Origin of the sequence: Caballeronia sp. LZ001 (assembly GCF_031450875.1) — a bacterium.
Lineage (GTDB): Bacteria > Pseudomonadota > Gammaproteobacteria > Burkholderiales > Burkholderiaceae > Caballeronia.
Window position 1 is genome coordinate 36,323 of sequence record NZ_JARTVX010000001.1, and the last position, 23,784, is coordinate 60,106.

Consider the following 23,784-nt stretch of genomic DNA (forward strand, 5'->3'; position numbering starts at 1 on the left):
CGATCGTTCATGTTTTTTAGTGGGCGAATGCGAACAAATGCGTTCAACCCGCGCGCACGATTTCGACGCCGCTGCCGCATTTGCGCACGCGCACTGGCAGCACGCGCGGCAACGCACGGATGAAGCTCGTGGCCTGTCGCACGTCGAAGCTGCCGGTGAGATGCATCGCTGCGACCGTTGGATCGTCGACGACGACGTGCATCGGCGTATAGCGTTCGAACTCCTGCAACGCGCGCGCGAGCGACGTGTCGTCAAAACTGACGCGGCCTTCGCGCCACGCCCCGACATCGTCCGGCGAGATCGATGCAACGTGGCCGAGGCGGCCATCGGCATCGGTGGAAACGCTCTGGCCCGCGACGAGTTCGACGCCGCTCGCTGCCATCGCTTCCACACGCACGCGTCCTTCCTCAACGTCGATGCGCACGTTGCCGTGCTCAAGGCCGGTATCCGTGCAGCGCAAGGCGAAGCGCGTGCCAACGACCGTGACCGATACGCTTCGCGCGAACACACGAAACGGCACGTCCGCATCCGATTGCACGGCGAACATCACCTGACCGCGCGTCACGTGGACTTCGCGGCGGTCCTCAAAGAAACGCGCGCCGAGATGCGTGTCGGTATCGAGTTGCAACGTGCTGCCGTCGGGCAACGCAACGGTCTGCAACTCGCCGCGGCGCGTGTCGAAGCGCCGCGCGAAGGCCGGCGTGCGGCGTGATTCGTCGCGCAAGAACTGCCATCCGAGCGGGCCGGCCGCCAGCGCGACCGCCGTTCCCGCGACGGCAAAACGCGAAACGAACGCGCGTCGGGCCGGCGATTCCAGGGCCCTCGACGCATAGCCATTTTTTAGATGGGCGATGTCCTCGCCGCGCAAGTCGCCGAGCGCGTGCCATGCATCGGCCACTGCGTCGTACGCTTCGCGATGCGCTTCGTCCCGCGCGAGCCATTCCGCGAAGGCCGCGTCGCCGGATGCATCGCGTTCGTCGCGGCGTTTGACGAACCATGTCGCGGCTTGCTCGTCGATATCGCGTTCGGCCGACGATGCGTCGGAAGGCTGGATGGGTCGTCTCATTGTCCTGTTGTCATCGCGCATGAAGCAGTAGACGCATGACGAGGCCGATACCTGACCGTGGAATTGGATCCGTACGCGATCAATCGGCGGCCGTGCGCGGTGGGAAGTCCTCGCCATCCCAGACGGCCAGTTCACGCCGGGCAAGCCAGCACACCACGAATGATATGTTTTTCGACCATGTTGCGCGAGATGCCCATGCTTTCGGCGATCTGCGAATGGCTCAATCCGTCGAAGCGATGCAGCACGAACGCCTCGCGGCAACGCGGCGGCAATGATTCGATCGCCGCAATTAGCACCTTCGTCCGTTGTGCCGACTCGAAGGCGTGTTCGGGTTGGATGGATGCGTGCGCGGCGGGTTCGTCGTCATCGAATTCGCTGAGATGCTGAGTGCGCACTTGAGCGCGCCGGAACGTGTCGATAACCAGATTACGCGCGGTACGATAGAGCAGACCACGCGGGTCGGTGATCGACGTGCCCGACGCGTGCAGCGCCAACACGCGCGCGTAGCTTTCCTGTGCGATGTCCGCCGCCGTGTCGATATCCCTCACGCGATGTGAAAGAAAGCGTACGAGTTCGCGGTAATAGCGTTCGACCACTGGATGAGTATTGTGCTGTCCGACTCTGTCCAGCCGACGGAAGACGCACGCATTGTTCGTACTAAAGATGCGAATGATTATCGTTTAAATCGGAGGGATAGGCAAGCGAGGGCGGTGGCGTGAGTGATTTCGGTAAGACCGTGTAAGGAATACGGCGGTGTGCATTGTCTTTGAATCCGCCGCGCGATCGCTAACCCGGTACGAACATATAGCCCGCTTCGCGAATGGTTTGGATCAGACGAGGCGTGCCTGGATCCTCCTCGATCGCTTGCCTCAGTCGCCAGACGTGCAAGTCAATTTGTCGCTCCGCAAAATCCGAGTGTGTTCCGTGAAGGAGCGATGTAAGCTTGAGCCGGGAAAGGGCCGGCATTGGAAACGGACGAACGCGCAAAGAAGCGTGTATTGCGCGCCCGTCAGATTCAGTACCGCTTGGCCGCGAAATGCCGTACGTGTTCTCGGATCGATGCGAATCAGCGGCGACTCAAACACCTGATCGATGAACGTCGCTTTTTGGACGGGCTGCGCTGGCGTGCGAAGAACCGACAGAAGATTTGTGCAAACGAGCGGCGCGCTGATGCACGCGTCGTTGCCGAGTTCAAACGCGGCGGCGCGCTCCATGTCTTCATTGCACGTCGCCAGCAACACGAGGCGCGTGCGTCCACGGTGTACGCATAATCTCGCGAGCGTCGTCAATACGTCCAATGAAGGCATCGACAGATCGACGATGGTCGTCGTTCCGTCGATATCGAGACCCGACAGTTGATGCGCGTGAAGTTCGGTCTGAACGTGAAGCCGCACGTCGTGGCGCGCCAACTGGCGGGCCAATGAAACGTACTTTGTTTGCCGGTAGGTAATCAGAAAGACATTTGTTGCCGACGATTGCATCGAGTTGCTGTCTGTCATGTCCCTGCCAACGAGCCGCATTGCTCCATCAGATCTCCGACCACTCGCGCAACAGGTTGTGATAGTGATTGGACAGCGTCAGGCTCTCGTCGCTTTCGCCGTATTTCGTGCGCAGCGATTGAATGGTCTGGTCCAGTTCGAAGAGCATCGTGCGCTTCTGATCGTTGCGGATCATGCTTTGGATCCACAGGAAAGAACAGACGCGCGCGCCTTTCGTCACCGGAGAAACGCTATGCAGACTGGACGATGGATAGAGCACCAGGTCGCCCGCCGGAAGACGCACCTCATGTTCGCCATAGGTGTCGCGCACCGTCAGATCGCCGCCCTCGTAATCATCTGGCGCGCTGACGAAAAGCGTAGCTGACAAGTCCGTGCGCATCCATCCGGGCTGCGTCGGCGTCGCGCGCACGGCCCCATCAACGTGGAATCCGTAATGCTCGTGATGCGCGCCTTCGTAACGGTTGAACAGCGGCGGCGACACGCGTAAGGGCAGTGCGGCCGAAAAGAGAAGCCTGTGGCGCTTCAGCGCATTCTCGACGAGCAGACGCAGCGCCGGCATCTCGGGCGCATGTTCCGGCAACTGCTGGTTCTGCTTGACATGCGCACCTTGCGATCCAACCGTGACACGGCCATCGACCCACTGCGCGGCATCGAGCTTTTCACGCAGATGCGCGAGTTCGTCGGCGCTCAGAACTTCGGTTATGTGCAGCATCATGATGCGTGATTCCGTGTTGTATTGCGCCGCCCGCCGTGCGTGTTGTTGCCCATGATTCCACGCGGTGAGCGACCGTTCTCAGAAGCTGATGTTCGCGGTCACGACCGCCGTGCGCGGTGCGCCGGGGAAGTAGCGATAACCGCTCTTGTTGATCGACGCGACATAGCTGCGATTGAAGATGTTGTACACGTTCAGTTGCAGGTTCAGGTTCTTGGTCACATTGTAGGTGGCCAGGGCGTCGAAGACCCAGTATGCGTCGGTGTGATCCGGCGTGCCGACCGCGCCGTCCGTGCCCCTTTGCAAGCCGCTCACGTAGCGCGCGCCGCCGCCGAGCGTGAAGCCGTACGGCAGCTTGTACGTCGTCCACAGCGAAAGCGCGTTGCGCGGCGTGTAGGAAAGCAGCGTCGAGCCGTCCTGCGACACGGCGGTGCCCGCGGCGACCTTCGCGTCCTGATATGTATAACCGGCGATGACCGACCACGCCGGCGTGATCTGACCTTGCGCGCTCAATTCGACGCCTTGCACGCGTTTCTTGCCGATCTGTCCGTATGTGCCGTCATCGAGCAATTGCACTTCGTTGGTGATGTCCGTGCGGAACAGCGCGGCGGTCGCCAGCAGCCGATGCCCGAAGAGTTCCCACTTCGTGCCGAGTTCGTACGTCTTGGCTTTTTGCGGCGCGAAGTCAATGCGATTCACACTGTTGCCCGTGCCGCCCGCCGCGAGCGCGAAGTTCGATCCGCCCGGCGGCTGCTGCGAGATGCCGTAGTTGAAGTAGACGTTGCCGTTGTTTGTGATGCGATACAACGCGCCCGCTTTCCAGTCGATCAGATTGCCGTTGGTCGATGCATCGATCGTCGTGACCGGCGAGCCTGCCGATACGCCTGTCGGACACGTGACGACGGTCCGGCCTGTGCCGCCGCACGCCGTAGCGCTATTGTAATCGGTGTTGTAGTGATCCCAGCGCAGACCGCCATTCAGTTCGATACGGCTACCGATCGAGATCGTATCGAACGCGTACGCGGCGATGGTGTTCGTCGTGCCGGTGGCATTGGCGCCGTTGCGGCCGTAGTTGGTCGCGAACACGTCGCTGTTCGGCGCGTAGATGCTGACGGCCGGTTCCGTCGGCGTGTTGTGACCATAAATCGTCTGCTCTTCGCGCGTCAGTTCGAAGCCCGCGCTGACATCGTGCTTGACTGGTCCGGTATTGAACGTGCTCGTGACGTTGGTCTGATTGGTCAGGATGCGGTTGTTGCTGTCGCGCAGATTGGGCGTGCGCGTCATCGTCCACGTCGCGGGATTCGCGGGATTCGGAATCGTCAGATTGCTGGCGGCCGCCATAAACGACGTCAGCAGATAGTCCTGCTTCGTTTCGGCCCAGCGCGTGGTGTTGCGAATGGTCGTTGCGTTGTTCAGCCGATGCTCAATGCGCACCGTCGCCATGTCCGTAGTCGAATCGTCGTGATCGGATGCGGTGCCGTAGAAATTGTGCGTGTCGACCTTCGGCGCGGTCGCGAGCACGCCGAGCGCCGCGCTCGGCGCGGTGTAGCCGGGCAGACCGATGGTCGATACGCCGCCATCCGGAACGTTATCCTGTTTCACGTGCATGTAGTCGATATAGACCGTCGTCGGCGTATTCAGCCCGAACGCCAGCGATGGCGCAATCCCCCAGCGCTTGTTTTCGACTTCATCGCGGCCCGCGACGTCCGCCTTGTGGCCCATCATGTTCAGGCGGAACGCGGAGGTATCGTTGAGTTTATGATTCCAGTCGAGCGTGCCGCGCGCATAGTCCGACGTGCCGCCGGACAGACTCGCATCGAACGTGTTCTCGAGATTTGGCTGCTTCGTCACGAGATTAATGGAACCGCTCGGCGCGCTGCGTCCGTAGTCCGAGCCGGACGGTCCCTTGATGACTTCAACCTGCTCGTAGTTGAACATGTCGCGATACACCGTGCTCGTATCGCGGATGCCATCGATATAGATGCTATTCGACGTGTCGAGGCCGCGCATGTAGATCGCGTCGCCCGTGCTGGTGCTGCCGTTCTCACCCGCGTAGAACGTGCCGACGCCCGGCACGTTGCGCAGCGCCTCGGTGAGCGTGGTGGCCTGCTGATCGCGTATCACGTCCTTGTTGATGATCGTGATGGTTTGCGTCGTATCTTCGATCGGCTGCGTGAATTTCGGCGATGCAAGCGTTTCGCTCTTGTAGTCGCTGTTCGGCGACGCGGTCACGCGCACGGCGGGCAGCGTCTCGCTTTGCGACGCCGTCAGCGTCTGCGACTGAATTTCGGTCTGCGCGACTTGCGACGTTTGCGCGTCCGTGGTGGTCTGTGCCGCGACGGGCAGGGCGCAAGCCAGCGCGATACCGCCCACGATCGTTGCCCGTGCGGCGGCGCCGGTCAACGTTGTGCCAGCAGGAATGGCGCGACAAGGCGCGAGTTTTCGACTACGAATGTAGGCCATCTTCAGCTCTATGAAAATAGGAGTCCTGTATGAATACAGGCGCATGGACCGGTTACGCCCCGGTAATTAGCGGAGCTGGCTAGGCGATCGGGCGCATTGACATCGATGCGTTCCCGCGCATTGGCTGACGGTGATTTAGAGCAGTGAATCGACGCTCGAATAAACGAGGCGTGACCCCCGTGCGCAGGAGGTGCACGTCGAGCGGCCAGTGCGATTCGGCTACCGCGGTGCTCGTCGCGATTGCGCTGCACGCTCCTTCCAAAGTACAGGGAAAGCTTACGAAACGACCTTGTAAGAAAGCGTGACAAATGTAAATGGTTCGCATTCAGAAGTCAATGGCTTCTTAAAAGGACATTCTTAATATCCAGTCTTCCGTTCGCGTGGCTATACGGCGCACTACAGCTTTTGTACTGCGCGGGGATAGCGTTTTCAAACGCGAATCATTCATTGGCCCCGAAAGTGTTTTGACATCGGCGGCAGCGTGCCGCGAAAGCATAACCATGAACGTTCTCTCGGCACCTTCATCGACGCCCGGTCAGGCAAAGCAGCGACGCGGTTTCTGGCTCAGGCATCTGCATCGCTGGCATTGGATCAGTTCGGCAGTCTGCCTCGTCGGCATGATAGCGTTCGCCGTAACGGGCTTCACGCTCAATCACGCGAGCCAGATCGAGGCGCATCCGAGCGTCACACGGGCGTCTGCCCGGCTTCCCGATGCACTTCTAAAAATCCTCAGCGCTGCGCCGAAGCATGGCGCCGTGCCCGGTGCAATCGCTCGCTTTCTCGACGACCAGTTCAATACCGACACGGACGCGCGCGACGCGGAGTGGTCGAGCGGGGAAGCGTATATCGCGCTGCCACGCCCCGGCGGCGATGCGTGGGTCAGCATCGACCTCTCCAGCGGCAACGTCCAATACGAACTTACGAAGCGCGGCTGGATTTCTTATCTTAACGACCTGCACAAGGGCCGCAACACTGGCGGCGCGTGGAGTCTTTTCATAGACGTCTTCGCGTGCGCATGTGTCGTTTTCAGCATCACCGGGCTGTTTCTTATAAAGCTGCACGCGCGCCATCGCGGCGCGACGTGGCCGCTCGTCGGTTTGGGATTCGTCGCGCCGGTGTTGCTCGCGATCGTTTTCATCCATTAAATATCAACGATAAAAAGAGAGCCGACTTGCGTCGATTGCTACCCGTTACGCTCGTCAGCGCCGTCGCTGTGCCGCTCACGGATGCGGCACACGCGGCGGAAATGAACGTCACGGTGGTTATTCCCCGGCTCGATGTCGCCGAGTATCACAAGCCTTATGTGTCGATGTGGATCGAGAAGGTGGATCAGACGCCAGTCACGACGCTGGCCGTCTGGTACGACGGAAAGAAAAAGGACGGCGAAGGCACGAAGTGGCTCAAGGACATCTCGCATTCAAGAATTCGATATTCGCGTCCGCGCTTGCGCTGACGCTGGCGCCCGCCGCGTCGCACGCGCATCGCATGTGGATTCTGCCGTCGGCGACCGTGTTGTCAGGCACCGATCCGTGGATCACCGTCGATGCAGCGGTCTCCAACGACCTCTTCTACTTCGAGCATTTTCCGCTGTGTCTCGATGGTCTCGTCGTCACGGGGCCGGATGGCAATGCGGTCATGTCGGAGAACGCGAGCACGGGCCGCTATCGCAGCGTGTTTGATGTGCATCTGACGCAGGAAGGCACGTACAAGATCGCGGTCGAAAGCCACGCGCTGTTCGCGAGCTACAAGGTCAACGGTGAAACGAAACGCTGGCGCGGCAATGCCGAGACGCTCGACAAGAACGTGCCCGCCGACGCGCAGGATCTGAAGGTGACGGAATCCAACACGCGCGTTGAATCGTTCGTGACGCGGGGCAAGCCGACCTCCACCGCGCTTACAAACTCAGGGCGCGGACTCGAAATGACGCCGCTCACTCATCCGAACGATCTGGTCGCCGGGACGCCCGCGAGCTTCCGGCTTGTGCTCGACGGCAAGCCCGCAGCCAACGTGAAGGTCACGGTGGTGCCGGGCGGCATTCGCTATCGCGATCAGCTTAACGAGCTTGACGTGACGACCGATGCCGATGGCCGGTTCAGCGTCAAATGGCCAGCGCCCGGCATGTACTGGATGGAGGCCGGCGTGCAGGACGCGCAGACGAACACGAAGCAGGCGCAATCGCGGCGCGCGAACTACGGCGCGACGCTCGAAGTGATGCCTCAGTGATCCACGTCGAACCTATCGACGTCGCGTGCGCGCGCCGCGTCGTCGTGCCGTTAGGCTTGATGCCGGACACGCTGGCCGCCATGAGCGATGGCCGCCTCGCGCAGTTCGGCGGCGACACGATGGGCACGACATGGACCGTGGGCTGCGTACTGTCGCCACAACATGACGACGCACATGTCGATTCGACGATCCGAAACGCGCTTGACGCGATCATCGCGGAGATGAGCCATTGGCGCGCGGACTCAGACATCGGCCGCTTCAATCGCGCGCCGTCAGATACGTGGATCGACATGCCGCCCGCATGTTTGCGCGTGATCGACACGGCGCTGCAAGTTGCGCGTTTGACGGGCGGCGCATTCGATCCGAGCGCGGGTCCGCTGGTCGATCTGTGGGGCTTCGGTCCCGCCGGGCGCTGCGAGCGCGTGCCCTGCGCCGACGACGTCGAAGCCATGCGGCGGCGCTGCGGATGGCAACGCATCGAACTCGATCGCGATGCGAATCGCGTCAGGCAACCCGGCGGAGCGGTGCTCGATCTCGGATCGATTGCTAAAGGCTTCGCGGTCGATGCGATTGACGATGCGCTCGGCGCGCTGGGTATCGCGCATCGGCTGGTGGTGGGCGGCGAGTTGCGCGGCGAAGGCGTGAAGCCTGATGGCTCGCCCTGGTGGGTCGAAATCGAGACGCCGCCGTAGCAGGACCTCGGCGCGCCGCTTTTATCGCACGATCTGATCGCGCTGCATGGATTGTCGGTTGCAACTTCGGGCGACTACCGCCGCTATTTCGTCGATGCAACCGCGCGTCATCATGCGCATATTGTTGATCCGCGTACCGGCTATCCGGCGAGTCATGCGCTTGCTTCCGTGACGGTGCTGCATCGCGAATGCATGCGGGCGGACGCATATTCGACCGCGTTGATGGTGCTCGGCCACGATGCCGGCATGGCGTTCGCGCGGCGCGAGCGGATCGCGGCGCGCTTTGTCGTGCGGACCGTGGACGGCTTCATCGACAGTGTCAGCCCCGCGTACGCCGGGATGCTCGAATGAAGCGCGCGGCGCAGTGGTGGTCGGCGCTGTCCATTGGCAGCGCCTGCGCCGTGTGCTGCGGTGGCGCGCGGCCGATCATGGCGTGCGGCATTGTCGTGTCTTACGCGGCGATGTGTCTGGCGGCCCGCAGCGCGCGTCGTCATCCCACGGCGGCGAGCCATTTCGATACTGCGGACAAGCCGACGCTCGTCGCGTACGCGAGCCAGACCGGCTTCGCGGAAGAATGCGCCGCGCACAGCGCGCGTCTCTTGGGCGATGCGTGCATCGAGCTGAAATCCCTGGACGAAGTCGATGCCGAGGCGCTCAACCGTTATCGGCGGGCGTTCTTCATCGTTAGCACGACGGGTGAGGGAGATGCGCCGGACAATGCATCGCGTTTCGCCGGTCACGCCATGCAGTCGCTCGCGCCGAAACTTCCGTCACTTCCGACGCTGCGGTACGGTATTTTGGCGCTGGGCGATCGGCATTACCGCGACTTTTGCGGCTTCGGTCATCGCGTGCACGCGTGGTTGCGCGAACGCAGCGCGCAGCCGCTTTTCGACATCATCGAAGTCGATAACGGCGATCCTGCCGCTTTGCGCACATGGAACGCGCATGTATCGGCGATCGCGGGCGGCGATTCTAACGCGCCGATGCCCGCATTGAAGCCATTCGAGCGCTGGACACTAACGAATCGGACGTTGCTCAATCCGAGCAGCGCGGGACGTCCGGCTTATCACATTTGCCTTACGCCGACAGAAAGGGCCACGCTCGAGTGGCAAGCAGGCGATATCGCGCAGATCCGGCCGCGGCACGCGATTCAAACAGTTCGCACATGGCTGCAAGGTAAGCGACTCGGCATGACCGTTTCACAGTACTGAATTTCTCGATGCATGATAAGCGCGTTCAGATTGACGGAGACAGTCAGCCATGTCGAACGCAGCGGGCCGTACGCATCCCCGTCGCACGTATGCGCAAGAATTCAAGCAGCAGGTGATCAGGGAGACATTGGAACCCGGCATGTCAGTGTCGATTGTTGCGCGACGGCACGACATCAACGCCAATGTAGTGTTTGGATGGCGCAAGCAATACCGTGAAGGTAAGCTGCCTGTCCCTGCACTCGAAGCCGCGTCGAGCGTGCCCAGCATGAATTTGCTGAGCGTCGAGGTGGTTGACTCGGCATTGGTACTGCAGCCGCCGGAGTCGGCAATGGCGTCGCAAGCGCCACGCGGCGTACCGATGCCGCCCCCTGCGTGCGAAATCGAGGTGGAGATTGGCAAACGGCGTGTGAGGATTCGCGGCCTGTCTGCCGAGCGCGCCGAAGCGTTCCTGCAGGATTGTCTGAAGTGATCGCGCTGCCGGCAGGTACGCGCGTTTGGCTCGTGGCCGGTGCGACCGATATGCGCTGCGGCTTCCAGGGGCTGGCCGCGAAAGTGCAGACAGCGCTCAAGGAGAATCCGCTGGGTGGCAACGTATTCATCTTCCGCGGCCGCCGCGGCGATCTCGTGAAGTTGCTTTGGGCAACCGACGATGGCCTCTGGCTGCTCGCAAAGCGATTGGAGCGAGGCCGGTTCATCTGGCCACAGGCCGACGGTGGAAAGATCCATCTAACGAGCGCACAGCTGTCAATGCTCCTCGAAGGCATCGACTGGCGACACCCACAACGCACCGCCGCTCTGTCGATGTTGTAAACCACATCGAAGGCTCGTAAACTGCGACGCATGTCCAGAGATGCGCCGCTTCCCACCTCCGTCGCTGAGCTCCAAGCTTTGGTGCTCGAGCAGCAGGCGTCGATCGAGAACATGGTGCGGGAGATTGCCGCACGGGACGACGAAATCGAACGCTTGAAGGCGCAGATCGACAAGCTCAGGCGGATGTACTTCGGGAGCAAGTCCGAGAAACTGGCCCGGCAGATCGATAAACGGGAGGCGCAGCTGGAAGACCTGACGGCCGGTCAGGGCGCGGCCGAGAAGCGAGGACACCGAGACAAGACGTCGACGGCGCCGCCCGGTCGAGCGCCCACGCGAGAGCCGCTGCCGCCGCACTTGCCACGCGATGAAATCGAACTCACACCGAATCCGGCTTGCCCCAAGTGTGCGACAACGATGCAGCGACTCGGCGAGGATGCCTCCGAGCAACTCGCGCGCGTGGCGGCTGTGTTCAAAGTGATCCGCACGATCCGTCACAAGCTGTGCTGTCCTGACTGCGGCCACATCGAACAGCCCGCGATGCCCAGCCTGCCGATCGAGCACAGCATTGCGCATCCGAGCCTGCTGGCCGACATTGCGGTATCGAAGTTCGCCGATCATCAACCGCTGTATCGCCAATCGGAGATTGCGGCACGCGACGGCGTGACGCTGGATCGCGCCAGCATGGGCCGCTGGATCGGGCAGATCGCCGAGCTCTGCGGGCCGCTTGTGGAAGCAATCCAGCGCTACGTGCTCGTCGCCGGCAAAGTACACGTCGACGACACACCGGTTGCGGTGCTCGCGCCAGGCAACGGAAAGACGGTGACCGGCCGCTTCTGGGTCTACGTACGTGACGATCACCGCTCGGGCTCGAGTGCGCCGGCTGCGGTATGGTTCGACTTCTCGTCGAATCGCAAAGGCGTACATCCTCAGACCCGGCTCGCCGCATTCCGCGGGACCCTGCAGGCCGATGCTTACGCGGGTTTCGATCAATTGTATGCGAGCGGCGAGATCCACGAAGCGGCATGCTGGGACCACGCGAGGAGGTATATCTACGATGTTCACGCGCGCACACCGACTCCAGATACCCAGCGACTGCTCGAGATGATCGGCGAGCTCTACAGTATCGAAGCCGACATCCGCGGCAAGGCGCCTGACGAGCGTCTGCGCTTCAGGCAGGAAAAGACCAGGCCGTTGCTCACGAAGCTCGAAGCGACAATTAGGGCGAAACTCGCGACACTGTCGACGAAGTCCGCGCTCGCCAAAGCCATCAACTACTCGCTGAACCACTGGGCGGCGCTCGTGTATTACTGCGAGGACGGTCGAGTCGAGATCAGCAACGTGCTTGCCGAGAACGCGCTGCGCTGTGTCGCACTCGGACGCAAGAATTATCTGTTCGTCGGCTCCGACAGCGGAGGCGAGCGAGCCGCCGCGATGTATAGCTTGATCGGGTCGGCAAAGCTCAACGGGATCAATCCGCGCGCCTACCTGGAATACGTCCTAACCCATATCGCTGACCACAAGATCTCACGCATCGACGAATTGCTGCCCTGGAACGTGGCCGGCAAACTGAAGCCGGCCACTCCGCCTACGCCTTAACCGGATAGATCTGGATAGATTTGGATAGATCATGTCCACGATTGCTGATGAAGTGACCCCCGAAAGTTGGACGGTGTGACAGCTATGCTGTTGCGAGCAGAGACCGGTATGCGACCGGGCTCACGCCTCCTAGCTTCATCTTGATACGTTTGTGATTGTAGTAGTGAATGTAGTTTTTCAGTCCGGCGTGGAGTTCATCAACGTCTCGAAACTTGTTTAGGTGGAAGAATTCTGACTTTAGTGTGCCAAAGAAGCTTTCCATCGCCGCGTTGTCGAGGCAATTGCCCCGGCGCGACATGCTTTGTTTGACAGAATGCTTGTCCAAAGCCTTCCGATAGACCGGCATTCGGTATTGCCAGCCTTGATCCGAGTGGAGTATGGGTCTGTCGTTCGGTCCGAGGCGCGCGAACGCTCTCTTGAGCATGGTCCCGACCATGTCGAACAGAGGTCGTCGGGCTATCTCGAAAGCGATAACCTCGGCGTTGTACAGGTCGAGAACGGGCGAGAGATACAGCTTCTCGCCACCGACATTGAACTCGGTGACGTCAGTTACCCATTTGTCGTTCGGACGCTTCGCATCGAATCGCCGTTCAAGAATGTTCGGTGCCGCAAGGCCCACCTCGCCTCTGAATGCACGGTACTTTTTCAACCGGACGTACGACTTCAGCCGAAGTTCACCCATCAGGCGCTGAATTGTCTTGTGGTTGATCTTGGTGCCTTCTTGCCGTATCACGGCAGTGATGCGGCGATAGCCATACCGCCCCTTATGCTCGTCAAAGATCGAGCGAATCCGGACCTTCAGGCTTGCATACTTGTCGGCAATCCCGAGCGCCTTCTTCTGATAGTAGAAGGTACTCCGTGCCAGGCCCGCCACCTTGAGCAAGCCAGCGAGTGGATATTGTTGCCTTAGTTCAAGCACGATTCGCGCTTTTACTGCTGCGCTTCTTGCTTCTTCGCTTGAACTAAGGCGTCGAGTTTTTTTAGGTATGCGTTCTCCATTCGAAGATGGTCCAGTTCTGCCAGCAACTCTTTGCGGCTAGGGGAGCTGCCATCATATGACTTCGGCTGAGGCTTTTTAGTTGACGGCTTTTTCATTCTTGGGCGGCGCACGGAAGCGTACGGCGACAAGCCGGCCATGCCGCCTTCGTCGTATGCGTGTTCCCAGTTGCCAATGATGTTGAAATTTCGGATGTCAAAGAGGGCTGCAACTTGGCGGTAGGACAATTCGTCATCTCGCATACGTTGCAAAACCGATAGCTTGAATTCTAAGCTATAGGTCGCTCTACGCTTCTCCTGCACACCTTCAGCGCCATGTACGCGGTAAAGCGCTGCCCATCTACGCAGCGATTCTACGTTGATGCCATGACGTCGCGCGACGACCTTGAGCCCGTGATGGCCAGCGCAATAATCCTTAACGGCAGCGAGCTTCGCTTGTTCTGTATATTTTCCCAAGACATTCCCCAAAGATAGGTGCAACCTTCGGGGGTCAGTTCAGCTGATCATGGACACGATCCCCCGTCGTGATCCATATGAACGCCATCATGCCTCACGCGCGCACGAATGAGGAACTGGCCCAGCCGAGTCGCTTACGCTGCAAGCCGCAGACTTCGACGAAACCGAACGGGTCGAAAGTGATGGCGAATTCATGAGCGTGCTGGAAGCACTCGCTTCGCGTGTCCTGCCCTCGATGGAGGCGAAGCGAAACTTTCACACAACGAAATCGCTTGTTGAATCGTTGAGCCCTCTGCCTTCGCGCGAGTACTCGATATCTTCCTTGCCGTCCGATGGCCAGATCGAGCTTCTTGTGCGTCAGACTCATCAGGCAAGACAATCCGCGAACGGCGGCGCAGCGCTGGGTCTTGCATCAGGCTGGCTGACGCGCTTTGCACCGGTAGGATGTCTGGTCGAACTGCGTGTGCGAACGAACCGTAGGTTTCATGCGCCACCCGATGACAGACCACTCATTCTTATCGGTGCGGGAACTGGCTTCGCGGGTCTACGCGCGCACCTGAAAGCGAGGGCCCAGCGCGGTCATACTGCGAACTGGTTGATCTTCGGCGAACGCAATCGCGCATATGATCAGTTTCATGCGGAGGACCTGACCGATTGGCAAAGCAGAGGTCTGTTGCAGCGGCTCGACTATGCATGGTCTCGCGATCGCCTAGAAGGTCGGTACGTCGGAGACGTGGTGCGATTAGCCCCCGCGACGTTGCGACAGTGGATCGACGCAGGCGCCTCCATTTATCTGTGCGGGAGCGCCGAGCGAACGGGGCGTTCCGTACATGCGGCTCTTTGCGACGCAATCGGTGAGAACCGGCTCGAAGCGCTAGATAAGGAGGGACGTTACCGGCGTGACATCTATTAGTGAGTCCGGCGCGACGTTTTGGCTTCGGAACAGACGGTCTGCCTCCGAGTCGCTTGGCCCAAATGTGCGCTATGTGACAAGTAAGGATGCCTCGGCGCATTTCTAATAGAAGTCGCTCGGGCGGCCGGAGAGGCCATTGAAACCGGTAGGACTTTTTTGACGAGTTCTGCACAAGCGTGTCTGTATTGGAGAGCGATCCTGTCGCGCCAGCCGAAGCCCGCAGTTCCCGTGGCGTGAGGTTAGGCTTCCTCACAGTCACCGCCATATTTGGTTCAGGCAATCAGTCAGCTGAAGCAGCACCGGGCATTGAAGTGTGAAGTCCGGTGCGCTTCAATCGTCCCGTCGAGTACATGATCATCATCGAATCGAGGACGTCGCATCATTTCAGCAAAAATGCTGCGCGACACTTCGGCTTGGATCCGACTGGTGCCGTATGCGGCGTCTGGATGCTTCAGTCGGAGGTCTGACTTGCTTCTTTCTCATCTTGGGGACGTTTCTCCTCTCCACATGCAGAGATGGTCAGGAAGAGTTGCCCACCGCGACGTTGAATCTGCTTTTCTAGCGCCAATGGATCTCGCGCTGCACTGTAAAGGAAGCCTTGAGCTACTTCACATCCTTTTTTGCGTAACCGTTCTGCCTGTTCTTCCGTTTCCACACCTTCAGCGATGACCTCAAGGCCGAAGCTATGCCCCAAAAATAGAATCGCTCTGATAATCGCCGCGTCTTCTGAAGAGGCAAGCATCGCACTGACGAAGCTTTGGTCTACCTTCAGTCGGGTGAGGGGATAGCGCTTTAGCATGCTTAGAGAGGCGTAGCCCGTGCCATAGTCGTCGAAAGCGATGCTCACTCCAAGATCATGCAGATCCCGAAGCGGTTCGATCATTTGTTCATCGTGTCGAAGAATGATGTTCTCCGTGATTTCCAACTCCAGACAGGAAGCAGGTAGTTCGTAGTCGCTGAGTGCCTGACGCACTTTGCGGGCGAGATCCCCGGTGCTGAATTGAGCCCCGAAAAGGTTGACACCCACTCTCAACGGCAGCCCGAACCGCTCTCGCCACGCACTTGCTTGGTGACATGCCGACCGGATGATCCATTCACCAATCTGCGGCGTCAATTGTCCGGCCTCGACGGCTTCTAGAAACGCACCGGGCGTAAGCAGACCCTTTTGCGGGTGGTCCCAGCGCAACAATGCTTCAACGCCGACGAGCGCGCCGTCTGCAAGTCGTACCTGCGGCTGATAGAAAAGTTTAAATTCACCCTGCTCAAAAGCCCGTAAGAGCTCCCCTTGATATGCTCTACGCGCACTTGCCACCTCGCGCAGCGGGGCAGTGAAGAATCTCCAGCATCTACGTCCCTCAGATTTAGCCTGGTAGAGGGCAAGATCGGCGTTGCCTAACAGTTCGCGTACCGTTGAACCGTGTTGTGGCCAGAGGGCGATGCCAACGCTTGCGCCGACGCAAACAGATTCGCCTTCAATCACTATCGGATTCGCGATCGAGTTGATGATGGCAGTCGCCACGCGGGCAGCTTCTTTGCTGCTTGACAATCGAGGAAGAAGTACCGCGAACTCATCCCCGCCCATTCGGGCGACGGTATCTGCTTCACGTACGCAGGAAGTGAGGCGCTTAGCGACAGCGATAAGCACAGCATCTCCACCGAGGTGTCCTAGGCTGTCGTTCACGTCCTTGAAACCGTCAAGATCGACAATCATCACGCAGGCGCACGCGTCGTGCGCGAGCGAGTCTTCCAGCCGGGTGCGCAGCAACGCCCGATTAGGCAAGCCGGTCAGCGCATCGAAAAGGGCGAGGTTGACCAGGCGTTCCTCGCTACGCCTGCGTTCAGTAATGTCGCGTAAGATCGCTCCGAAGCTCGGTTTTCCATGGTCGCGCCACATGGAACCTGATAATTCGACGTGTTTTTCGGTTCCGTCGAGGGCGCGCACTACGGTTTCAGTGGTACGTCCCGCTGCGAGCGTTGCGTCATCGGAAGCTAATTGTCGAACTCTTGCGGCAAATTCATCGGAAGCGATAAGCTCCACGCCGCACCCTGTGACAGACTCTGATGTGTATCCGAGTAAGGCGTGGGCCGCTTCGTTCCAGAACGTGATGCGGCCGCATTCATCGAGACACAGGATGGCATCGGGCGATGTCGCCGCAATCTTCTCGAATCGAAGTTGACTTGCCTGCCGCGCCAATTCCAAACGTCGCATCTCGAGCCGGTCTAAAACGAGGGCTGCGAGGTCTTCGAGATTCCGGCAATCCGACTGGCTGAAATCGTCGCGGGGCACACGATCGATTACGCAGAGAGTGCCCAGTGGATGCCCGTCGACGGTAAGTAAGGGCGCACCCGCATAAAAACGGATGTGGGGAGCGCCGGTGACAAGAGGATTCTCGCAAAAACGCGGATCCTTAAGGGCATCTGCGACAACCGTAACACCAGGCTGCAACATTGCGTAGGCGCAAAAGGAGACGTCTCGCGACGTTTCGCAAACGTCGAGTCCCTTGCCTGCCGCGAACAGTTGACGCTCTCCGTCTACGAGCGATACGAGCGCGACAGGAACCTTGAATATGTTCGACGCCAGTTGAACCAGACGGTCAAAGGCCGGCTCCGACAGTACCTCGTCGACGCCGAACTCCGAGAGCGCTGCGAGTCGTGCCTCCTCATCCAATTCGCTGCAATCCCGTTGCATCTGATTTCTCAAAAAGTTTTCTTGCGTGACTAAACAGTTATCGACCTTTCGCCGAAAGACTTGATGCCCGTTTGTCCCAGAGGACTGGGCAATGAGTGTAATGGACGGCCCCAATTAAGGTTTCTCTCTCGTCTGTCGTAAACCAGATACGTCAACCTTTCGCGAGACTAGAATGCCGATAGTTCGCTGCCTGATTCTGTGGACTTTCCTACCCTTCCTCGGAGGATGCCACGTTGCGGACGCCGACAGGGACGAAACCATCGCTCAACAGAGCAGTCCTCGCAATGTGGACCGAAGCGCTGCGCGTGATCTTGGTCGGGCCAATGGATTAGGCGAGCCGACAGTCAACTTGACTGCTCGAGAACGTCAGGTATTCAAGCATGCTGTCAGGTCGGAAATACTCGCGTATGTAGACGGTCAGCAGTCTTCTTATGCAGACGACCCGGACATGGTAGATCGTCCGGATGCCATTACTTCGGACATGTTGCAGCTGAAGTATGAGCGCGACACGCACCGTGCGGATGGCGAGTTCCGTGGAAGACATCTGATTGTGACGGGGCGCGTCGCCTCATTTAAACGCGTGCATGGTGTGCTCGTCGGTGTTCGTCTGAGTGGAGGCTCGACCATCTTCCAGAGACCCACAGTCACGATGGTGCCTGAGAGCCAAGCTTACGTGACGACCTTGACGAAAGGTGCGAGGGTCTCATTTTACTGCCGCGGCGTAGGCATGCATTGGGGATCTGCACGTCTCGGTGGTTGCATGCCAGCGGACGCGTGGATAGCCGCAGAGACGGAGCGCTACGAAGCGAGCTTCTTTGGACTGCATGATGATGCGTCTAGCAAAAAAGTGTTGGCGGTTTTGGCAGTGGCGAGAATCGCGCAACTGCTTTCTGACAACAGTGCTTGCTTTGCAGAAGCAGAAACGAAGAGGTGTGCCGCCGAGTTGAGCGATTACAGCGAGGAAGTGGTCATGGCGCGCACTACTCCTGCGCAATGGGCGGCTTTGAGTCAACGGGTGATCGGGTCTGCTTATCTTGAATAAAGTCTGCCGATTACGGCAAACCGCTCTGCTCTCGGTTCTCATCGAAAACTACTGAGAAAGGTGTGCGTAGTCGACAAGGATTTGGCGACGCATTCCGCTTCGTGCATGCGGCTCCGTATTTAGAGATGCGCGAGAGCAGACTGATGATCTTGAAGACTGGAAACGATCGAGATAGGCGAATCCTTCGCTCGAAAGTACGAGGTAGGTTATTCCCCAAGGCGTCGCGCGTATGCGAAACTATGGCAACATTCTGGACGAGGAAGGGCGATGCTTGAGCTCTCCCTGAAGACGCTCTATGGACGATAAAAAGACTGAAAAATCCGAGTACCGACCTTCAATCTTCGCGGCACCCTTCCGGCGAGATGGCGACGGATCAGCCGTTGAGCTTCTCTCTGTTGCGGAGCAGGAAGCATTAATGGAGGTTTCGCGGCTTGTCAGCATTCGGCGGAATACCGTGCTTTATCCGGAAGGGGGAGAGGCCCGCTTCGTCTATAACGTTGTCAGCGGCGTGGCAGAAACGTACCAGCTTGTTTCGAATGGCGAGCGAAGAATCACCGCATTCCTGTTCCCGAGAGACCTGATCGGTCTTAGTGAGAATGGCGTCTACGTTTCGACTGCTCAAGCGCTTACGCCGCTTGTCGCCTATCGAATTCCGGTCGAAGCACTCGAGGCGATCCTCGAGCGTAATCCCCGGCTTGATATCGGTCTGCTTTGTAAGCTATGTCACGAATTGCGTCGCTCCCAGCATCATGCCATAACCATCAGTAAGAACGATGCCGCCGCTCGGCTGGCGTCTTTCCTTCTATGGATTGACCGTGCATACGTGCCCCCGACCCGTAGGATTGGCGAACTCATCTTGCCGATGGCTCGACACGATATTGCCGATTACGTGGGACTGTCTGTCGAGTCGGTGAGTCGCGCCCTGCATCATCTGGAAGCCCAGGGCGCAATTCGGCGTCATGGCCCGCGTCTGATCACGTTGCTTGACCCGGCACAGCTCGCAAAACTGGCGATCGAGGATTAACACGCGTGTGACCACGAATGCTTCTGCACTTCGCAGACGAGCTCAGCGTGACGAACGGGACGTGAGCCGAGCCCTGCCGTCGCTCGAGCCGCCCGCGGCCAATTCGACGAGTCCCGCCGTGATCTGTTCCTGCCGCAACCGGCGAAAGTCTTCGGTCAGTTGGTCGAGCGTATCCCGTACGTGGGTGCGCGCCGCGATCATCGCGCGCATGCGAGCCTCGTTTTCCGCCGCGAAAGAAAGCATGAGCGCTTCGCACAGTTGGGCGTAGACATACTCCTCCGCAAGCGTCGCCAGCAGGCGGTACGGCGGGAGCGTGACGAGCGGCGACACGCGGCGCGCAGGCGCGGCAAAGCGCTTGAAGTCGAAAGGCAGCAACGATGTGCGCGCGACATCGAAGCCCGCCGACGGCTGCGGTACTGCATGTACGAGCGTCACGCGCTTCGCCAAGCCTTTCTCGAGACGCCCGTACAGCACTTCGGTGATCCGGCTGCCGAGGGCGGCGACTTCGGCCGCGTGGGCGACCATCGGTGCGGACCAGCCAACGGAGAGCCCGCGCGTTGCGGCAACCATGGCGCCACGGCCGCCGATCACGAAGTAATCGGGCGGCTCTCTACCGGGAACATGCTCCGCTTCCGCGATCATGTGTTCGTTGAAGGCACCGACAAAGCCCTGCTCCGAACAGATCACGATGACCACATGTCTTTCGCCATCGTTCGGGGTGGGGCCGTCATGCGCGGGCCGGTCGTCGAGCATCAACGCGTCGCCGATGGCCGAGCCGATCATCGCGGCGCAGGCGCGGATGCCGTCGAGCCGGCCGCGCGCTTCCTGCGAACGCGCCGCCGCGATGCCGCGCATGGCGCCGACGACGGATTCCAGTTCGTGAACGCTCGAAATGCGCGCTTCGACCTCGCCGAGTTTGTTGCTCACGGCGAGATGGCTCCGATAGGCGTCGACAGCTGCGCTGCGAGATCGCGGACAGCGGCAACGAGCGCCGTGCGCGTCGCCTCGTCGAGCGCGCCAGTCGTCACCGTCGCGCTGTGATGCGCATTCAGATGCGCGGCAAGCCGCGCGCGCAAGAGCGGAATGGAGTCGACAGGCAGTGAGTCGAACACGCCGTCGTCGAGGGCGGCGAGCAGAGCGATTTCATCGACGGGTCGAAGGCGCGCGAAACGGGGTTGCGTGATCAGCGCGCGGATGCGTTCACCACGCGTCACCTGGGCCTGGACGCGTGCATCGGTGAGACCGCCGAAGCGCGTGAACATTTCCAGCTCCAGGAACTGCGAGTAATCGAGCCTCAAACGCCCGGATACACCCCGCAGCGCGGCGGTCTGCGCCTTGCCGCCGACTCGGCTCACGCTTAGTCCGACATCCACGGCGGGCCGCTGGTTTGCCGCGAACAGACTGGCGTCGAGCACGATCTGCCCGTCGGTGATCGAGATCAGATTGGTGGGGATATACGCCGACAGATTGCCGGCGTCCGTCTCCGCGATCGGCAGCGCGGTGAGCGAGCCGCCGCCCAGCGTTTCCGACAGCTTCGCCGCGCGTTCGAGCAGCCTCGCATGCAGATAGAAAATGTCGCCGGGATAGGCTTCGCGGCCGGGCGGTTCGCGCGTCAACAGCGCAAGTTCCCGGTGCGTGGCGGCGTGTCTCGTCAGATCGTCGATGACGACGAGCGCGTGCTGGCCCCGGTCGCGAAAGTATTCGGCGATCGTCATGCCGGTGAACGGCGCGATCCATTGCAGACCGGGGGACGCTGCCGCGGACGAAACGACGAACACGCATCGTTCGGGCGCGCCATGCTGGCGTACGGCGTCGATCGCTCGCTGTACCGCCGTCGCCCGCTGGCCGACCGCCACGTACACGCAGATCATGTCCGAGTCTTTCTGATTGATGATCGCATCGAGGGCGATCGAGGTCTTGCCGGTGGCCCGGTCGCCGATGATCAGTTCGCGCTGGCCACGCCCGATCGCGAACAGGGCGTCGATCAGCAGAATGCCCGTCTCCACTGGTTCCGCGACCAGATCGCGTTCGATGATCGCGGGCGCGGGGCGCTCGATCGGCATGCGCGCTGCGGCCGGAACCGCTTCGTCACGATCGAGCGGCCGGCACAACGGATCGACCACGCGGCCCAGCAGGCCGGGACCGACCGGCACCTCGATCACTTGCCCCGTGCCGGCAACGCACGAGCCGGCGGCAATCGAATCGCTTGCGTCCAGCAACACGGCGCCGATGGTGTCGGCGTCGAGCGTGAGCGCGAAGCCGAGCAGACCGCCGTCGAAGCGCAGCATTTCGTTGAGCCGGACATCCGGCAGACCCGACACGAGCGCGATGCCATCGGCAATATGCTCGACGCGGCCTACCGTCTGCGCTTGCGTCGAGAAGCGGGTTTGCGCGAGTGTCGCGCGGCTGCGCGCGAGCCAGTCGTCCGCCGGATCAGGCGTGGTTCGTGTCATGGCCGGGCAGTTCCGTTTGAAGGCGCGCAAGGTCCGCGCGAAAGCTGTTGCGCACGATCGCATGGGGCGCTTCGAGTTCAAAGGCCGGCGATCACTTGCGGATCGACCGACGCTTCGAGCGTGACTTCACGGCCCAGCGTTTGCGCGAGCACCGCGCGGCAGTGAGCCAGTTCATCGTCATTCAAGGCTCGTGCGGCGACGAGCCGAAGGCCGCCGGCATCCAGTTGCGCACGCGTGGTCTGTGGCAACTGGCCGAGCGCGTCGGCGAGACCCTCGACGAATCCTTCGACACGCGCTTGCGGCGGCAAGCGGTCGAGCAGGCGCGCCGCGATGTCGAGTGCCAGTTGCGAAGCGCGCGCGGCGTCGGACCGGGCCGCGTCGCGCCGCATCGCGTCGATTTCGTCCCGGGCGGCGGCCCGCAGTCGGTCGGCATCGGCGTGCGCCGCAGCTTCGAGCGATGCTTTCAGCGACGCGGCCTCCGCGGTGGCGGCTTCGAGCAGCCCTCCGCGATGTTGCGCGAGTTGCGCCGTCTGGGCTGCGGCCTGCGCCTGGGCATCGACCGCGGTTGCCTTCGCTGCAGCGGCTCCGTTCATGAGCGAGGCGACGACCTGCTGGCGTTCGCTGACCATGCGGGCGACCGGTTTGAACAGAAACCGTGCGAGCAGCCAGACCAGGACGAGCGCATTGACGGTTTGCAGGCCGAGCGTCCACCAGTCGATATGCATGTGGGTCTCGCGCCTATCTGATGAACGGATTGGCGAACAGCACCAGCAGCGCGATCACGAGGCAGTAGATAGCCATCGTCTCGATCATCGCGAGGCCCACGAACAGCGTGCGCGAGATGGTGCCGGACGATTCGGGCTGGCGGGCCAGCGCATCCATCGCGGCCGCGACGGCGCGCCCTTCGCCGAGCGCCGGACCGATCGCGCCGAACGATACGGCGATCGCGGCGGCGAGGATGCTGACGACCTGAATTAGATTGTTCATGGTGTGCCTTCTTGTTGATTCGTGGATCGGGGTGCCGCGTCGGCCAGCGCCGCGCCGATGAACACCATCGCGAGCACCGTGAAAATGTAGGCTTGCACCGCGCCGGTCAGCAGATCGAGCGCCATCAGCGGAATCGGCACCAGCAAGCCGGCGAGCGACAGCACGATGCCGACGACGAACACGCCGCTCATCACGTTGCCGAACAGGCGCACGACCAGCGAGAAAGTGCGCGTGATCTGCTCGACGACGTTGAGCGGAATCATGATCCACGTCGGTTCGGCGAACGTCGCGAGATAGCGGGCGAGGCCGCGGCTGCGCACGCCGTAGAAGATCGTCGCGCAGAACACGATCACCGCGAGCGCGGCGTCGGTCTCGATGTGCGCCGTCGGCGGCTCGACGCCCGGCACGAGCGAGGACCAGTTGCCGGTCAGGATGAACAGAAAGAGCGTGCCGACGAGCGAGCGATAGGCGTTCGGATCGGCCTGCATCGTGTCGCGGATCTGATCGTCGACCGTTCCGACCAGCATCTCCAGCACTGTCTGCGCCTTCGAAGGCACAAGGGCAAGACGGCGCGTGAGCAAGGCGGCAAGCGTTCCCAGCAGCACGATGATGACCCACGTTGTGACTACCGGCGCTGACACCGGAACGGGACCGAGATGAAACAGCGCTTGCGTGTCGAGCGGCGAGCGCATCATGAAGACACCCCGATCCGACGAAGCACCACTTGCCGCGCGATCAGCAACCCCGCCGCGCCGGATAGAAGCGCCCACGGCCCGATCCGCGCCAGAGCGAAGAACACCGCCGCCAGCACGCCGAGACGCGCGAGCTGCAACCCGATCGCGATGCCGGGCGTCCCTGCCGTGAGCAGCCGCACGTTCCAGCGCAAGCCCGTGAAATGAATCAGTCCGGCCAGCACGCCGACGGACAGACCGATTGCGATTTGAGTGGTCAT

22 protein-coding genes and 2 pseudogenes are annotated in these 23,784 nt (G+C 60.8%); 11 read left to right on the forward strand and 13 right to left on the reverse strand.

The genetic code is table 11. The features are described from left to right. Positions 1-43: 43 nt before the first annotated feature. The 5 genes from P9292_RS00190 to P9292_RS00210 all read right to left on the reverse strand — a co-directional run bounded on the left by P9292_RS00190 (position 44) and on the right by P9292_RS00210 (position 5,740). On the reverse strand, positions 44-1,066 hold the full coding sequence (locus P9292_RS00190; protein ID WP_309957754.1) for a FecR domain-containing protein: 1,023 nt from the start codon (positions 1,064-1,066) through the stop codon (positions 44-46). Positions 1,067-1,197: 131 nt separating this feature from the next. Continuing rightward, positions 1,198-1,662, reverse strand: a complete 465-nt coding sequence (locus P9292_RS00195; protein ID WP_309957756.1) for a sigma-70 family RNA polymerase sigma factor — start codon at positions 1,660-1,662, stop codon at positions 1,198-1,200. Between the two features lie 190 nt (positions 1,663-1,852). Further along, complete coding sequence (locus tag P9292_RS43020) at positions 1,853-2,032, reverse strand: winged helix-turn-helix domain-containing protein (protein ID WP_404989476.1); 180 nt, start codon at positions 2,030-2,032, stop codon at positions 1,853-1,855. 561 nt (positions 2,033-2,593) lie between these two features. Further along, on the reverse strand, positions 2,594-3,280 hold the full coding sequence (locus tag P9292_RS00205) for a Fe2+-dependent dioxygenase (protein WP_309957760.1): 687 nt from the start codon (positions 3,278-3,280) through the stop codon (positions 2,594-2,596). A gap of 78 nt (positions 3,281-3,358) precedes the next feature. Next, on the reverse strand, positions 3,359-5,740 hold the full coding sequence (locus tag P9292_RS00210) for a catecholate siderophore receptor Fiu (RefSeq protein ID WP_309854112.1): 2,382 nt from the start codon (positions 5,738-5,740) through the stop codon (positions 3,359-3,361). Between the two features lie 500 nt (positions 5,741-6,240). On the opposite strand from P9292_RS00210, the gene P9292_RS00215 reads away from it, so the two are divergent. The 8 genes and pseudogenes from P9292_RS00215 to tnpC all read left to right on the forward strand — a co-directional run bounded on the left by P9292_RS00215 (position 6,241) and on the right by tnpC (position 12,272). Next, positions 6,241-6,885 carry a PepSY-associated TM helix domain-containing protein gene (locus tag P9292_RS00215; protein WP_309854115.1) on the forward strand — a complete coding sequence of 215 codons (645 nt, stop codon included), beginning with the start codon at positions 6,241-6,243 and terminating at the stop codon, positions 6,883-6,885. A 26-nt stretch (positions 6,886-6,911) separates the two neighbouring features. Continuing rightward, positions 6,912-7,151 (forward strand): annotated as a pseudogene (locus P9292_RS00220) (DUF2271 domain-containing protein); the annotation flags it as partial. Positions 7,152-7,225: 74 nt separating this feature from the next. Continuing rightward, positions 7,226-7,963 carry a DUF4198 domain-containing protein gene (locus P9292_RS00225; protein WP_309854125.1) on the forward strand — a complete coding sequence of 246 codons (738 nt, stop codon included), beginning with the start codon at positions 7,226-7,228 and terminating at the stop codon, positions 7,961-7,963. Positions 7,964-8,082: 119 nt separating this feature from the next. Beyond that, positions 8,083-9,006 (forward strand): annotated as a pseudogene (locus tag P9292_RS00230) (FAD:protein FMN transferase). Next, positions 9,003-9,866 (forward strand): flavodoxin domain-containing protein, encoded by an 864-nt coding sequence (locus P9292_RS00235; protein WP_309854118.1) that lies wholly within the window; start codon positions 9,003-9,005, stop codon positions 9,864-9,866. Before P9292_RS00230 ends, P9292_RS00235 begins: the two are co-directional and overlap by 4 nt. 49 nt (positions 9,867-9,915) lie before the next feature. Then, positions 9,916-10,335, forward strand: a complete 420-nt coding sequence (tnpA, locus tag P9292_RS00240; protein ID WP_284503555.1) for an IS66-like element accessory protein TnpA — start codon at positions 9,916-9,918, stop codon at positions 10,333-10,335. Beyond that, positions 10,332-10,676: an IS66 family insertion sequence element accessory protein TnpB gene (tnpB, locus tag P9292_RS00245; protein ID WP_250469971.1), complete on the forward strand. Its 345-nt coding sequence runs from the start codon at positions 10,332-10,334 to the stop codon at positions 10,674-10,676. The genes tnpA and tnpB overlap by 4 nt, the downstream gene beginning before the upstream one ends. A gap of 30 nt (positions 10,677-10,706) precedes the next feature. Next, positions 10,707-12,272: an IS66 family transposase gene (gene tnpC, locus P9292_RS00250; RefSeq protein ID WP_309957762.1), complete on the forward strand. Its 1,566-nt coding sequence runs from the start codon at positions 10,707-10,709 to the stop codon at positions 12,270-12,272. An 82-nt stretch (positions 12,273-12,354) separates the two neighbouring features. Here tnpC and P9292_RS00255 read toward each other — a convergent pair. Then, positions 12,355-13,724, reverse strand: a protein-coding gene (locus tag P9292_RS00255; RefSeq protein ID WP_309957764.1) for an IS3 family transposase whose coding sequence is annotated in 2 segments (ribosomal slippage) — positions 12,355-13,247 and positions 13,247-13,724 — 1,371 coding nt in all. Because the reading frame shifts where the segments join, the coding sequence is not laid out codon by codon here. 235 nt (positions 13,725-13,959) lie between these two features. Here P9292_RS00255 and P9292_RS43025 point away from each other — a divergent pair. Then, positions 13,960-14,637 (forward strand): hypothetical protein, encoded by a 678-nt coding sequence (locus tag P9292_RS43025; protein ID WP_409015111.1) that lies wholly within the window; start codon positions 13,960-13,962, stop codon positions 14,635-14,637. Positions 14,638-15,088: 451 nt separating this feature from the next. On the opposite strand, the gene P9292_RS00260 is transcribed toward P9292_RS43025, so the two are convergent. Further along, the gene (locus P9292_RS00260; RefSeq protein ID WP_309957766.1) at positions 15,089-17,338 is read right to left on the reverse strand and encodes an EAL domain-containing protein; all 2,250 of its coding nucleotides are present in this window, start codon (positions 17,336-17,338) and stop codon (positions 15,089-15,091) included. A 436-nt stretch (positions 17,339-17,774) separates the two neighbouring features. Here P9292_RS00260 and P9292_RS00265 point away from each other — a divergent pair, with 436 nt between their 5' ends. After that, positions 17,775-18,368 carry a hypothetical protein gene (locus P9292_RS00265; RefSeq protein ID WP_309957768.1) on the forward strand — a complete coding sequence of 198 codons (594 nt, stop codon included), beginning with the start codon at positions 17,775-17,777 and terminating at the stop codon, positions 18,366-18,368. A gap of 295 nt (positions 18,369-18,663) precedes the next feature. After that, a complete protein-coding gene (locus P9292_RS00270) occupies positions 18,664-19,392 on the forward strand; it encodes a Crp/Fnr family transcriptional regulator (RefSeq protein WP_309853619.1) in 729 nt (242 codons plus the stop codon). A gap of 42 nt (positions 19,393-19,434) precedes the next feature. Here the strand turns inward: P9292_RS00270 and P9292_RS00275 are convergent, their stop codons facing one another. From P9292_RS00275 to P9292_RS00300, 6 genes are all read right to left on the reverse strand, one after another. Next, entirely contained in the window at positions 19,435-20,319 is an 885-nt protein-coding gene (locus P9292_RS00275; protein WP_309853622.1) for a FoF1 ATP synthase subunit gamma, read from the reverse strand. Next, the gene (locus P9292_RS00280; protein ID WP_309853626.1) at positions 20,316-21,845 is read right to left on the reverse strand and encodes a F0F1 ATP synthase subunit alpha; all 1,530 of its coding nucleotides are present in this window, start codon (positions 21,843-21,845) and stop codon (positions 20,316-20,318) included. Before P9292_RS00280 ends, P9292_RS00275 begins: the two co-directional genes overlap by 4 nt. A gap of 77 nt (positions 21,846-21,922) precedes the next feature. Beyond that, positions 21,923-22,570, reverse strand: coding sequence for a F0F1 ATP synthase subunit B (locus P9292_RS00285; protein WP_309957770.1), 648 nt, complete (start codon positions 22,568-22,570; stop codon positions 21,923-21,925). Between the two features lie 13 nt (positions 22,571-22,583). Continuing rightward, positions 22,584-22,832: a F0F1 ATP synthase subunit C gene (locus P9292_RS00290; protein ID WP_309853631.1), complete on the reverse strand. Its 249-nt coding sequence runs from the start codon at positions 22,830-22,832 to the stop codon at positions 22,584-22,586. Continuing rightward, a complete protein-coding gene (locus P9292_RS00295; protein WP_309853633.1) occupies positions 22,829-23,527 on the reverse strand; it encodes a F0F1 ATP synthase subunit A in 699 nt (232 codons plus the stop codon). Before P9292_RS00295 ends, P9292_RS00290 begins: the two co-directional genes overlap by 4 nt. Continuing rightward, positions 23,524-23,784: an ATP synthase subunit I gene (locus P9292_RS00300; RefSeq protein WP_309853636.1), complete on the reverse strand. Its 261-nt coding sequence runs from the start codon at positions 23,782-23,784 to the stop codon at positions 23,524-23,526. Before P9292_RS00300 ends, P9292_RS00295 begins: the two co-directional genes overlap by 4 nt.

Bases quoted from the DNA above. Each gene is read 5' to 3' on its own strand.
- P9292_RS00190 (WP_309957754.1), bottom strand. From the start codon at position 1,066: ATGAGACGACCCATCCAGCCTTCCGACGCATCGTCGGCCGAACGCGAT.
- P9292_RS43025 (WP_409015111.1), top strand. From the start codon at position 13,960: ATGGAGGCGAAGCGAAACTTTCACACAACGAAATCGCTTGTTGAATCG.
- P9292_RS00225 (WP_309854125.1), top strand. From the start codon at position 7,226: ATGTGGATTCTGCCGTCGGCGACCGTGTTGTCAGGCACCGATCCGTGG.
- tnpC (WP_309957762.1), top strand. From the start codon at position 10,707: ATGTCCAGAGATGCGCCGCTTCCCACCTCCGTCGCTGAGCTCCAAGCT.
- P9292_RS00235 (WP_309854118.1), top strand. From the start codon at position 9,003: ATGAAGCGCGCGGCGCAGTGGTGGTCGGCGCTGTCCATTGGCAGCGCC.
- P9292_RS00280 (WP_309853626.1), bottom strand. From the start codon at position 21,845: ATGACACGAACCACGCCTGATCCGGCGGACGACTGGCTCGCGCGCAGC.
- P9292_RS00205 (WP_309957760.1), bottom strand. From the start codon at position 3,280: ATGATGCTGCACATAACCGAAGTTCTGAGCGCCGACGAACTCGCGCAT.
- P9292_RS00295 (WP_309853633.1), bottom strand. From the start codon at position 23,527: ATGATGCGCTCGCCGCTCGACACGCAAGCGCTGTTTCATCTCGGTCCC.
- P9292_RS43020 (WP_404989476.1), bottom strand. From the start codon at position 2,032: ATGCCGGCCCTTTCCCGGCTCAAGCTTACATCGCTCCTTCACGGAACA.
- P9292_RS00270 (WP_309853619.1), top strand. From the start codon at position 18,664: ATGGACGATAAAAAGACTGAAAAATCCGAGTACCGACCTTCAATCTTC.
- P9292_RS00210 (WP_309854112.1), bottom strand. From the start codon at position 5,740: ATGGCCTACATTCGTAGTCGAAAACTCGCGCCTTGTCGCGCCATTCCT.
- P9292_RS00300 (WP_309853636.1), bottom strand. From the start codon at position 23,784: ATGACCACTCAAATCGCAATCGGTCTGTCCGTCGGCGTGCTGGCCGGA.
- tnpA (WP_284503555.1), top strand. From the start codon at position 9,916: ATGTCGAACGCAGCGGGCCGTACGCATCCCCGTCGCACGTATGCGCAA.
- P9292_RS00265 (WP_309957768.1), top strand. From the start codon at position 17,775: ATGGTAGATCGTCCGGATGCCATTACTTCGGACATGTTGCAGCTGAAG.
- P9292_RS00285 (WP_309957770.1), bottom strand. From the start codon at position 22,570: ATGCATATCGACTGGTGGACGCTCGGCCTGCAAACCGTCAATGCGCTC.
- P9292_RS00290 (WP_309853631.1), bottom strand. From the start codon at position 22,832: ATGAACAATCTAATTCAGGTCGTCAGCATCCTCGCCGCCGCGATCGCC.
- P9292_RS00215 (WP_309854115.1), top strand. From the start codon at position 6,241: ATGAACGTTCTCTCGGCACCTTCATCGACGCCCGGTCAGGCAAAGCAG.